Source organism: Rugamonas sp. FW305-51 (genome assembly GCF_058786935.1).
The window spans coordinates 1-11973 of sequence record NZ_JBYSZG010000009.1 but is presented as its reverse complement, the minus strand read 5'-3'; the positions used below and the strand labels follow the sequence as shown (position 1 = coordinate 11973).

The 11973-nt window shown below is 67.9% G+C and carries 11 protein-coding genes; 9 read left to right on the top strand and 2 right to left on the bottom strand.

Annotated features, from left to right (window positions below):
- Positions 1-248: 248 nt before the first annotated feature.
- From otnI to AC3WOS_RS08660, 4 genes are all read left to right on the top strand, one after another.
- Entirely contained in the window at positions 249-1034 is a 786-nt protein-coding gene (gene otnI, locus AC3WOS_RS08675; protein WP_492715506.1) for a 2-oxo-tetronate isomerase, read from the top strand.
- Between the two features lie 72 nt (positions 1035-1106).
- Positions 1107-1997, top strand: a complete 891-nt coding sequence (locus AC3WOS_RS08670) for a hypothetical protein (RefSeq protein ID WP_492715505.1) — start codon at positions 1107-1109, stop codon at positions 1995-1997.
- Between the two features lie 134 nt (positions 1998-2131).
- The gene (locus tag AC3WOS_RS08665; RefSeq protein ID WP_492715504.1) at positions 2132-2635 is read left to right on the top strand and encodes a hypothetical protein; all 504 of its coding nucleotides are present in this window, start codon (positions 2132-2134) and stop codon (positions 2633-2635) included.
- A gap of 279 nt (positions 2636-2914) precedes the next feature.
- Positions 2915-3382, top strand: coding sequence for a TraR/DksA family transcriptional regulator (locus AC3WOS_RS08660; RefSeq protein WP_492715503.1), 468 nt, complete (start codon positions 2915-2917; stop codon positions 3380-3382).
- 111 nt (positions 3383-3493) lie between these two features.
- On the opposite strand, the gene phbB is transcribed toward AC3WOS_RS08660, so the two are convergent.
- Both phbB and AC3WOS_RS08650 read right to left on the bottom strand, forming a co-directional pair.
- The gene (phbB, locus tag AC3WOS_RS08655) at positions 3494-4240 is read right to left on the bottom strand and encodes an acetoacetyl-CoA reductase (protein WP_492715502.1); all 747 of its coding nucleotides are present in this window, start codon (positions 4238-4240) and stop codon (positions 3494-3496) included.
- Positions 4241-4330: 90 nt separating this feature from the next.
- Complete coding sequence (locus AC3WOS_RS08650) at positions 4331-4693, bottom strand: hypothetical protein (protein WP_492715501.1); 363 nt, start codon at positions 4691-4693, stop codon at positions 4331-4333.
- A gap of 340 nt (positions 4694-5033) precedes the next feature.
- Here AC3WOS_RS08650 and AC3WOS_RS08645 point away from each other — a divergent pair, with 340 nt between their 5' ends.
- From AC3WOS_RS08645 to nosR, 5 genes are read left to right on the top strand one after another with little or no spacing between them, the layout of a single operon-like run.
- Positions 5034-7967: an EAL domain-containing protein gene (locus tag AC3WOS_RS08645; RefSeq protein ID WP_492715500.1), complete on the top strand. Its 2934-nt coding sequence runs from the start codon at positions 5034-5036 to the stop codon at positions 7965-7967.
- The gene (locus AC3WOS_RS08640; protein ID WP_492715499.1) at positions 7964-8305 is read left to right on the top strand and encodes a hypothetical protein; all 342 of its coding nucleotides are present in this window, start codon (positions 7964-7966) and stop codon (positions 8303-8305) included. The genes AC3WOS_RS08645 and AC3WOS_RS08640 overlap by 4 nt, the downstream gene beginning before the upstream one ends.
- Positions 8306-8307: 2 nt before the next feature.
- On the top strand, positions 8308-9144 hold the full coding sequence (locus AC3WOS_RS08635; RefSeq protein ID WP_492715498.1) for an HDOD domain-containing protein: 837 nt from the start codon (positions 8308-8310) through the stop codon (positions 9142-9144).
- Between the two features lie 17 nt (positions 9145-9161).
- Positions 9162-10622 (top strand): ATP-binding protein, encoded by a 1461-nt coding sequence (locus AC3WOS_RS08630; protein ID WP_492715497.1) that lies wholly within the window; start codon positions 9162-9164, stop codon positions 10620-10622.
- Complete coding sequence (gene nosR, locus AC3WOS_RS08625; protein WP_492715496.1) at positions 10619-11959, top strand: response regulator c-di-GMP phosphodiesterase, NosR family; 1341 nt, start codon at positions 10619-10621, stop codon at positions 11957-11959. The genes AC3WOS_RS08630 and nosR overlap by 4 nt, the downstream gene beginning before the upstream one ends.
- Positions 11960-11973 lie beyond the last annotated feature (14 nt).

The following is an 11973-nucleotide window of genomic DNA, read 5'->3' as shown; positions in this document are numbered from 1 at the left end:
TTTTTTGAAAAATGGGGACAAAAAATGGGGACGTACCCCTTTTTCAAAAAATGGGGACGTACCCCTTTTTGCCCCTTTTTGATGCACCTCTTTTTCGCCCCCTTTTTCGACGCAGCTCAAAATGGGGTACGTCCCCATTTTTTCATCATGTTCTGCCGCTATTTTCCCGTTGATCGCCGCGCTCGCTTTGCCTTTGCCGCCCCGCCCGCTTTTCGATTAGCATAGCAACTCACTTACCGGGAGCGCCCATGCCTAAATTTGCCGCCAACCTGTCCATGCTGTTTACGGAAGCACCGTTCCTGGACCGCTTCGCGCTGGCCCGCGAGGCCGGCTTCGATGGTGTCGAATTCCTGTTTCCCTACGCTTATGATGCCCAGCAGATCGCCGAGCGCTTGCGCCGCTATCGGCTGGAACTGGTGCTGCATAACTTGCCGCCGGGCGACTGGGCGGCCGGCGACCGCGGCATGGCCTGCGATCCGCGCCGGATCGAGGAATTCCGCACCGGCGTCGCGCTGGCCCTGGAATATGCGGCGGAACTGGGTACGCCGCGCCTGCATTGCATGGCCGGCATCGTGCCGCCCGGCCTGGAGCCGTCCCGCGCCCGCGATACCTATCTGGACAATCTGCGCTACGCGGCCCAACAGTGCCGCCCGCACGGCATCGCCCTGATGATAGAACCGATCAACCACTACGATATCCCCGGCTATTTCCTCAACCACAGCTGGCAGGCACGCGAACTGATCGCCGCCACCGGCTGCGACAATATTTTCCTCCAGTACGACATTTACCACATGCAGCGCATGGAGGGCGAGCTGGCCAACACCATCCGCGCCAACCTGCCCCTGATCGCCCACATGCAGCTGGCCGATACGCCCGGCCGCCATGAGCCGGGCACGGGCGAAATCAATTACCGCTTCCTGTTCCGGCTGCTCGACGAACTGGGCTACCAGGGCTGGATAGGCTGCGAATACCAGCCGCTGGGCGACACCGCCAGCGGCCTGGGCTGGCGCGACGCGCTGGCCATCGGCCGTTAGACTTGCGCATTCGCAACATCCATACCACCGTGTAGCTCAACAATACTCCCGACGCCGACGCCAAAGGATTATATGAAACCGCTCCGCCTGTTCGTTCCCTCCGGCTTGTTCCGTCTGGTGCTGATGCTGTGGCTGGCCACCGCCCTGGCCGGCTGCGCCAGCAGCTCGGCGCGCATGGCGCAAGTGCGCGACTTCGCGGCCGAATCGGCCAAGCTGGGCCCTTGGCACGATGTAACGGAGCGCTACCGCGACACCTATGCCCGCGAACAGCCCTACCTGAGTCCCGAGGCCGACGCCCGCGAACAGGCGCAGGACGCGGCCCGGCGCGCCGCCAGCGCCGACTTCCTGCGCATCGGCCGCAGCGTGCAGCTGTATATGCAGACCCTGGGCACCCTGGCCGGCGACAACCAGTACGACCTGGAAGACCAGATCAAGTCCGCCGGCACGGCCATCAAGGCGTGGCCGGACAGCGGCCTGGACGATCGCCACGTGAACGCCTATGCCGGCATGACCCGGCTGCTGGCCCACGCCATCGGCAGCCGCTACCAGGAACAGGCCGTGCGCGAGCTGGTGCAGGCCGGCGATGCGCCGCTGCAGGAATTGCTCGACGCCATGCGCATCCTGCTGCGCGCCTACGCGGGCACCAACGACAATGAACAAGCCATCGTCACGGGACTGCTGGAGGTCAACATCCCCTACCGCAACACGCCCGACCAACGCTTGCTGGCCACCCTGGCCAAGGTGCAGCTGCGCGCCCTGCGCGGCGAGTACCGCCTGATCGGACGGCGCCTGGCGCTCACGGCGCGCAACCTGGACGCCATCGCCGCCGGCCACAAGACGCTGCTGGCCCAGCTGGACCAGCCCGACCAGAGCGCCGTCGCCAGCCTGGCCCGTGCCAGCGCGGCCGTGCGCGCCAGCCAGAACCAGGCCGAAGAAACCGCCCCCTCGGCGCTGGCACCGTAGGCGTAGGCCAGCGGCCGCCGTCCGGCCCATCCAGCCCATTCGCCCCGGCCGGCAACCAGCAAGTGCAGCCACTAATTTGCCATCATCACCCCTGATCGACGACGCTATCGCCCCCCATTGCGCAAGGAGCCGCCATGCCAGCCTCACCCACCCCGCCCGCCAGTACGGCCGACATCGAAGCGTTGGCCGAGCGCCTGTCCGCCTGCGCCGACGCCCTGCACGCGCGCCTGATGAAGGCTATCCGCGCCGCCACGCCTGGCCAACAGCCACCCGGCCGCCAGCCGGCCGGCCCCGGCATCTCCATCGATCAGGGCCTGTCGCAAGGCGCGGCCCAGGCTTTGTTCGAGAACGAGGTAGCGCTGCGTCAGCGCGCCAACGGCCTGTATCTGGATGCGGCCGTGCTGGCCGCATCCGGCCTGGCCGGCACCCAACAGCAGCTGCTGGACGTGACGCAACAGGCCGGCGAACGCATCCGTACCCTGGATCGGCTGCGCGACCTGATCGACCTGGCCGCCGAGCTGTTGCAACTGGGCGCGGCCGTCGCTGCCGGCGCGCCCGAGCATCTGGCCACGCCGCTGGAGAAGATCAAACAGCACTTGGCCGACTTGCACGGCCCCGCTGCCACACCGCCAGCCTGACTGCTGGCCTGACTGCTGACCGGATCGCCGCCCTGACCGCTGGTTTGGCTGCTGGCCGGATTGTCGGCCTGACCGTTGCTCGGATCACCGGCCTGAGCACCGGCCTGAGCGCTGGCCTGAGCACTACGCGGATCGCCGGCCTGACCGCTGGCCTGACCGCTATCCGGATCACCGGCCTGCTCGCCGGCCTTGCGCGGTGCGCCACCTGCGGTGATACGGGCCGCCGCCCCCTGCCGTGCAGGCCCCTGACGCCGCACGCCCCCCCGCGCCGGCGCTGCCGTGCCCCAACGATTGCAGTACAATGCATTGAACGCCATCCTGCGCGCCGTGCGCGCGGGAGCGCCCTTGCCCACCAGCGCTAGCGAGGCAGTCATGAACGGTCTGGAACAGGAACAATACAAGGCCCTGCAAGCCCGGCTTGAACAGGCCCGTCTGGACCTGTTGAGCCAGCTGGCCGACGACCTCGATCCGGGCGCCGACGTGCTGGCCCCGCCCGTCATGGAAGTGGAAGCGTCGCCGGCCGACAACGCCAGCAACCGCACCTTGAATGAGCTGGTGCATGAAGCGGCCGAACACTCGGCCCGTCACCTGCAGGTGGTGCGCCATGCGCTGGCCAAGTTCGACGACGGCAGCTACGGCCTGTGCGAAACGTGCGGCGACCCCATCGGCTATTCACGCCTGAACGCGCGCCCGGAGGCGCGCCTGTGCATCGCCTGCCAGACGCGGGAAGAAAAGGCGCGGCGCTAAGCAAGCCACAGCGCCAAGCAAGCCGCCGCGCCATGCGCCCCGCCGCGTCTGGCGTCGGGCGCCTTGTGCTGGGCCACGATCCGTCCGGCTCGGCAGGGAAAATCGGCCGTCCTAGCGCATGTGCTGGCCGCCGTTGATGGCGATCTCGGCCCCCGTCATGAAGGCCGCCTCTTCCGACGCCAGATAGGCCACCAGGGCCGCCACCTCGTCCGGTTCGCCCAGCCGGCCGACGGCGATCTGCGGCAGGATCTTCTGTTCCATCACCTCGGCCGGCACCTCCTCCACCATGCGCGTGCGCAAGTAGCCGGGCGAGACCGTGTTGACGGTGATGCCGTGGCGCGCCGTTTCCAGCGCCAGCGCCTTGGTCAGCCCGTGCATGCCGGCCTTGGCCGCCGCATAGTTGCACTGCCCGAAGGCACCCTTCTGGCCATTGACGGAGGAAATATTGATGATGCGGCCCCAGCGCTGCTCCAGCATGCCGTCCAGCACCTGCTTGCTCATGTTGAACACGCTGTCGAGATTGGTGCGCAGCACGGCTTGCCAGTCGTCCCGGCAGAGTTTGCGCAAGCTCTGGTCGCGCGTGATGCCGGCGTTGTTGACCAGCACGTCGACCCGGCCCAGCTCGGCCCGGATGCGGGCCACGGCCCGCGCGCAATCGTCATAGTCGGCCACATCCACCTGATAGCCGCGGCAACGCAGGCCCTCATCCTTGCGCTCTTCGATCCAGGCCTGGGCCCCGCTGTTGCCGGGCGAATAGGTGGCGGCCACGGCAAAACCGGCCCGGTACAGCCGGTGGCAGATCGCCGTGCCCAGTCCCCCCATGCCGCCCGTCACGACGGCCACGCGCTTGCTGTCCATATCCCCTCCTGATGTTGTTATAAATGCACCAGTGTATGAGATATATCAGACGCAGTCTTGCGCCAGATCAAACGTGTTGCGCCTACGCCGTCAATCGTCCGACAGCCACGGCTGGCTGCGGATCTTGGCCACCTGGCGCTGGGCCAGCCAGTGCCACAGCTGCAGCGCGTCGGCCTGGGACAAGGCCGTCATGTGGCGCGGGTTGGCCAGCGCGATTTCGCAGTCGCGGTCCGACCACTCCTCGAACCGCACATTGCCGCCGCCGGCCACTTCCAGCGCATACATCAAGCCGTCGTCGTAACCGAAACGCAGCACGGCCGTACCGGGGCTGCCGTCCGGCCCCGTCGTCTTGCCGCTGTAGACGTCGGCCAGCGCGGCCGCCAGCTGGGCCTCGGTGGGGGCCGTCACGTCGCGACCGTCGGGCCGCGTGAGCTCTACCCATGCCTGTGTCATTGCCGCGTCCCCCTCTCCTATCGTTAGCATCCTGCCGGCAGATCATGCCTGTTCTGCACGGCAGGGCCATGATGTAGCTCTGCTCCAGGCCCGGTGACGGGCGCCCTGCAGCGCACCGCAAGGCGCCGGACGGAATAGGGCATTTTTATTGTAGCAACTATCATGGGGAAAATCGCAAGCGGCGCCGCAAATTGTTGCCGGCCGCAACAAGCGGCCCCGTCATGTGGCATGAAAAAACTTCCAGCCCGCGCACCGCCCGCGCCGACCTAGGCCTTATAATCGATTGACCCTGTTTGTTATGTTTCTGTCCATATAGCTTTCATTACGATAGGTACGCCTGATGGATCTGCACGACCAGCCCGCTGCCAGCCCGCCCGTCCCGCCGTCGCCGGACGGCTGCGGCGTGCAGCTGCAACTGTCGGTGGAGCAGGCGCCGGTGGGCATCGTCTACCTGGACCGGGACGGCATGGTCGAGCGCGTCAACCCCCGCCTGTGCCAGCTGCTGGGCATGTCGCCGGCCGAGCTGCAGGGCCACCATTACGGCCAGTTCCTGACCGAGGCCGACCACCAGCTGATCGCGGCCGGCCAGGCCGACCTGCTGGCCGCGCCCGGCGTGCCGCAAAAAAGCGAGGTGCGCTGGCGCGGCAAGGACGATACCCTGCTGTGGACCCACGTGACCCGCTACAGCATCGCCGGCGCCGCAGGAGCGCCGCAGGGCCAGGTGTGGTGGGTCAACGACATCACCCAGCGGCGCCAGCTCAAGGACATGCTGCTGCTGTCGAACCGGGCCCTGGCGGCCTGCTCGAACGGCGTGCTGATCACCAGCGCCACCGAGCCCGACTACCCCATCATGTACGCCAACCCGGCCTTCTGCCAGATGACGGGCTACGCCCCGATCGACATCATGGGCCGCAACTGCCGCCTGTTGCAGAACGGCGACCGCGACCAGCCGGCGCTGGCCGCCATCCGCGCCGCCCTGAGCCAGCGCAAGGATGCCCACGTGGTGCTGCGCAACTACCGCAAGGACGGCAGCCTGTTCTGGAACGACCTGCTGATCTCGCCCGTGCCCGACGAGCAAGGCACCATCACCCACTACATCGGCATCCTCAACGACATCACCCTGCTCAAGGAAAAGGAAGAGCGCCTCACCTACCAGTCCACCCACGACGAGCTGACGGGGCTGCCCAACCGCAGCCTGTTCAACGACCGCCTGCAACAAGCCATGCTGCAGGCGAGCCACCACAACCACACGGTGGCCCTGCTGTGCGTGGGGCTGGACAATTTCGACCTGGTCAACGAAAGCCTGGGCCACGCGGCCGGCGACCAGATGCTGGCCATCGCCGCCCAGCGCCTGCAGCAATGCATGCGCGAGCACGACACGCTGGCCCGGCTGGGCGACCATGAATTTCTCGCCATCGTGGGCGCCGTCCAGGGCGCGGCCGACGTCATGCCCGTGTGCGAGCACATGTTCGCCGCGCTGGCGCCGCCGTTCACCCTGGCCGGCCAGCCGGTGCACGCCAGCGCCAGCGTCGGCATCGCCCTGTACCCGCAGGACGGGACCGACAGCGCCACCCTGCTGCGCTACGCCGACCTGGCGCTGTCGCGCGCGCGCGAACAGGGCGGCGCCAAGTACCAGTTCTTCGCGATGGAAATGAACCAGCGCACGCTGGCACGCATCGGCATGGAAGCCGGGCTGCGGCTGGCCATCGCGCGCGACGAGCTGCGCCTGCTGTACCAGCCCGTGGTGGACTTGCAGACGGGCGCCATCGCCAGCGTGGAAGCGCTGGTGCGCTGGCAGCATCCGCAACAGGGCTTGCTGGTGGCGGCCGATTTCATCGCCGTGGCCGAGCAGGCCGGGCTGGCCGACGCCATCGGCGACTGGGTGCTGCGCCAGGCGTGCCGCGACCTCAACGCCTGGACGGCGCAACAGCTGGCGCCGCTGCCGGTGGCCGTCAACGTATCGCCGCGCCAGTTCCGCGACCGCCTGTTCGCCGGCACCGTGGCCGCCATCCTCAGCGAGCACGGCATCCTGGCGCCGGCCATCACGCTCGAGATCACGGAGGCGGCCCTGATGCAGGACAGCGCCGCCAGCGGCGCCAGCCTGGCCCGCCTCAGGGCGCTGGGGGTGCGCCTGACACTGGACGATTTCGGCACCGGCTACGCCTCGCTGAGCAACCTCAAGCGCTACCCGTTCGACGCCGTCAAGATCGACTGCCAGTTCATCCGCGACGTCGTCACCGACAGCGGCGACGCGGCCCTGGCCAAGACCATCATCGCCATGGCCCACAACCTGGGCATCGTGGTGGTGGCTGAAGGGGTGGAGACGGAAGCCCAGTGCGACTTCCTGCGCCGCAATATGTGCGACCTGATCCAGGGCCGCTACTTCGCCGCGCCCGTCGCGGCCGACGAGCTGGCCGCCATGCGGCACGCCGCGCGCGCCCTGCCGCCCCACCTGCTGCGCATCCAGAAGCAAAAGCGCAGCCTGCTGCTGGTGGACGACGAGCAGAACATCGTGTCGTCGCTCAAGCGCCTGCTGCGCAAGGACGATTACCAGATCTACACGGCCAACAGCGGCCAGGAAGGGCTGGACGTGCTGGCCCAGCACGCGGTGGACGTGATCGTGTCCGACCAGCGCATGCCCGGCATGCTGGGCGCGGACTTCCTGCGCAAGGCCAAGCTGCTGTATCCGGACACGATACGCATCATGCTGTCGGGCTATACGGAACTGCAGTCGGTGACGGACGCCGTCAACGAGGGCGCCATCTACAAATTCCTCACCAAACCGTGGGAGGACGAACTGCTGCGCGGCCACATCGCCCAGGCCTTCCAGCTCAAGGAGATCGCCGACGACAACGAGCGCCTGCACCTGGAAGTGCGCACCGCCAACCACGAGCTGGCCGCCGCCAACCGCCGCATGGAGGAACTGTTGCTGCGCAAGGAGCGCCAGATCAGCCGCGACGAGATCAGCCTCAACGTGGCGCACGAACTGCTGCAGCACCTGCCCCTGCCCGTGATCGGCATGGACGACGCCGGCATGATCGCCTTCATCAACGGTGCCGCCGCCGCCCTGTTCCAGCACAGCGGCGCCCTGCTCGGCAACGAGGCCTGCATGGTGTTGCCGGAACTGTTCCCGGACGCGGAACAGGCCGGCGCCCCGGCCCACCAGACCGTCATCGGCGGCCAGCGCTACGCCGTCATGGTCTATCCCATGGGCGCGCGCTCGGCGTCGCGCGGCAGCCTGATCACCCTCAGCCGCAGCGAGGTGCCGGCATGAACCGCCCGGCCGGCCAGCACATCGCCCTAGCCCAGGCCGCGCCCGGCATGGTGCTGGCGGCCGACCTGCTGGACGGCCACGGCGCCGTGCTGCTGCCGCGCGGCGCGGCCCTGACGGACGCCACCCTGGCCAGCCTCAGGCGGCGCGGCGTGGCACACTGCACCGTCGAGCCGGCGGCGCCGGCCGACGCTGAGGCCGACGCTGCGGCCCGGGCCGCGCGGGCGCGCCAGCGCGAACAGCAGCTGGCCCGGCTGCAGCACCTGTTCCGCCACTGCGCCGGGCAAGAGGCCAACGCCACGCTGCTGCAGCTGCTGACCGACTACCGCAACCGGGAGTGAGCATGCCCACCATCGACGAAATCATCAAGCGGGTGCACGACCTGCCCTCGCTGCCGGCCGTGGTGGCCGAGTTGCTGGCCACCGTCGAGCAGGACGACGTGGACTTGCACGCGCTGGCCCACAAGATCACGCTCGACCAGTCGCTCACGGCCAAGACCCTGCGGCTGGCCAACTCCTCGTTCTACGGCATGCCGTCCCAGGTCACCACCATCCAGCAGGCGATCGCCGTGCTGGGCTTCCACAGCATCCGCACCCTGGTGACGGCCTGTTCCGTCACAGGCGCCTTCGGGCCCGGACCCGGCATCCATTTCGACTTCGAACCGTTCTGGCGCCACGCCGTCGGCACGGCCGTATGCGCCCGCGTGCTGGCCCGCCACGCGCGCCTGAGCCCGGAAACGGCCTTCACGGCCGGCCTGCTGCACGACCTGGGCACGCTGGTGCTGGCCACCCGCTACCCGGCCGAGTACGACGCGGTGGAAGCGTACCGGCGCCAGCACGACTGCCTGCCCGGCCCGGCCCAGCAAGCCATCTTCGGCTACGACCACGGGCGCGTGGGCAGCGCGCTGGCGGCCCACTGGAAGTTCCCCCGCAAGATACAGGAAGCCGTGGCCGGCCACCACCAGCCCGAAGCGGGCGAGACCGTCTCGCTGGCCCTGCTGATCCAGGTGGCCGACGCGCTGGCCCATGCGCTTGACCTGGCCGGGCAGGACGACGACCAGGTACCGCCCCTGTCGCAGCAAAGCTGGCGCATGCTGGCCCTGAGCGACGCCACCTGGCTGGCCGTGTTCGCGGAAACGGAAGCGACGTTCCAGGACATGTGCCAGATCCTGGTCCACTGACGGAGTATGCCCCAGCCATGAACCTCCACTTCGATCCTCCCGCCGGCAGCGACGACGCGGCACACGCCGGTATCGAACTGTCCGAATTTTTCGACGGCCATCCGGTGGCCACCTTCGCCATCGACACCGACCACGTGGTCACCCACTGGAACAAGGCGTGCGAACAGCTGCTGGGCTGGAACAAGGCGGACATGGTGGGCACGCGCAACCACTGGCAAGCGTTCTACCCCAAGCAGCGGCCCCTGCTGGCCGACCTCATCGTGTCCGGGGTGGAGGACGAGATCGACCGCCACTACCTGGGCAAGCACAAGCGCTCGACCCTGATCCCCGGCGCCTACGAGAGCGAGGACTTCTTCCCCAACATCGGCGAGAGCGGCCACTGGCTGCACTTCACGGCCGCGCCCCTGCGCGACCGCCAGGGCAAGGTGGTGGGCGCGATCGAGACCCTGCGCGACGTGACGGAGCGCCGGGTGGCCGAGAACGCCCTGCGCAAGGCCCACGACAACCTGGAGAGCGTGGTCGAGAAGCGCACCGCCCAGCTGGCCGAAGTGAACGAGCGGCTGGAGGACGACATCCGCCAGCGCGAACTGGCCGACGCCGAACTGCGCCGGCGCAACCTGGAGCTGACGGAACTGAACGAGCAGCTGTCGATGGCCCAGCAGCAGCTGGTGCAGTCGGAGAAGCTGGCCTCAATCGGCCAGCTGGCGGCCGGCGTGGCGCACGAGATCAACAACCCGATCGGCTATATCTTCTCCAACTTCGGCACCCTGCAAAGCTACCTGGACCAGCTGTTCGAGATGCTGGCCGCCTACCAGGACGCCGAGGCCAGCGTCACGGCGCCCGAGGTGGCGGCCCGGCTGCGCGCCATGCGCGAACAGATCGACCTCGACTTCCTGCGCGAGGACATCCCTTCCCTGATGAGCGAATCGAAGGAAGGCATCGTGCGCGTGCGCCACATCGTGCAGGACTTGAAGGATTTCTCGCGGGTGGACGCCAACCAGGAATGGGTGTGGGCCGACCTGCACCAGGGCATCGATTCCACCCTCAACATCGTCAGCAACGAAGTCAAGTACAAGGCCGACGTGGTCAAGGAATACGGCGCCATCCCCGACATCGAATGCCTGCCGCTGCAGATCAACCAGGTGGTAATGAACCTGGTGGTCAACGCGGCCCACGCCATCGGCCCCGAGCGGGGCCGGATCACGGTGCGCACCGGCACCGAGGGCGACCAGGTGTGGCTGGAAGTGGCCGACACGGGCAGCGGCATCGCGCCCGAGGCCCTGTCGCGCATCTTCGATCCGTTCTTCACCACCAAGGCCGTGGGCAAGGGAACGGGGCTTGGTTTGTCGCTCGCTTATGGTATCGTGCAAAAACATAAGGGCAGGATCGACGTCAGCACGGAGCTCGGCAAGGGCACCTGCTTCCGCGTCACGCTGCCCATCCGCCACCCTGCCGACACCAAGGAAGCGAGCCTATGACAGCTGCCGCACTCCCGCACAGCCCGCCCGTGCTGCAGACGGCCAGCGCCACCGTGCTGTTCGTCGACGACGAGCCCAACATCCTGTCCGCCCTGCGCCGCCTGTTCCGTCCGCGCGGCTACCGGGTGCTGACGGCCGAGAGCGGCGCCGAGGGGCTGGAAGTGCTGGAGCGGGAGCCGGTCGACCTCGTCATTTCCGACATGCGCATGCCGGAAATGGACGGCGCCCGCTTCCTGGCCCAGGTGCGCCAGCGCTGGCCGGGCGTGCTGCGCCTGCTGCTGACGGGCTATTCCGACATCCAGTCCATCCAGGACGCCATCAACTGCGGCGAGATCTACCGCTACATCACCAAGCCGTGGGACGACAACGACATCGTGCTGGTGGTGCGCCATGCGCTCGAGCGGCGCGAACTGGAACTGGAAAAGCAGCGCCTGGAACAGCTGACGGTACGCCAGAACGAGGAACTGAAGGCCCTCAACCAGAGCCTGGAGGCGAAGGTGGAGGCGCGCACGCGCCAGCTCAAGGTCGAGCACGACGCGGCCGTGGCCGCCAACGACAAGCTCAAGACCAACTTCATCACCACCATCAAGATCTTTTCCAGCATCGTCGAGCTGCGCGGCGGCCAGCACACGGGCCATGCGCGCCAGGTGGCCGACCTGGCCCGCAAGCTGGCCGTGGCCCTCAAGCTCGACGCGCGCGAAACCCAGGACGTGTTCATCGCCGCCCTGCTGCAGGACATCGGCAAGATCGGCTTCACCGACGACATGCTGGCCACCCCGCTCACGCTGCTCCATGGCGAGGCGCTGGGCCAGTACCGCAAGCACCCGCTGCGGGCCGAGCAGCTGCTGATGCCGCTGCAGGACTTGCGCGGCAGCGCCGCCATCCTGCGCGCCCAGCTCGAACGCTTCGACGGCAACGGCTTCCCCTACGGCATCTCAGGGCTGGCCATTCCCATCGGGGCCCGCATCCTGGCCCTGGCGGCCGACTATTTCAACCTGCAGCAGGGCGCCATGGTGCAGCGCCACCTGCGGCCCGAGGAAGCCAGGTCGCTCATCCTGGACGCGGCCGGCAAACGCTACGACCCGGCCGTGGTGACGGCATTCCGCCAGATCGTCGACTACACGGCCGAGGATCCGGGCGCCGGGGTCGATGTGCTGTCGGGCGAACTGCAGCCGGGCATGGTGCTGGCGCGCGACCTGATCAGCCGCGACGGCCTGATGCTGCTGCCGGCCGAGTATGTGCTGGACCCGCGCATGATCCAGCAGGTGCAGGACTTCGAATCGAAGAGCGAGGGCCGGCTGGCGATCTGGATACGCCCCGCCAAGCCGGCCCAATAGCGGCCGCCCCGGCC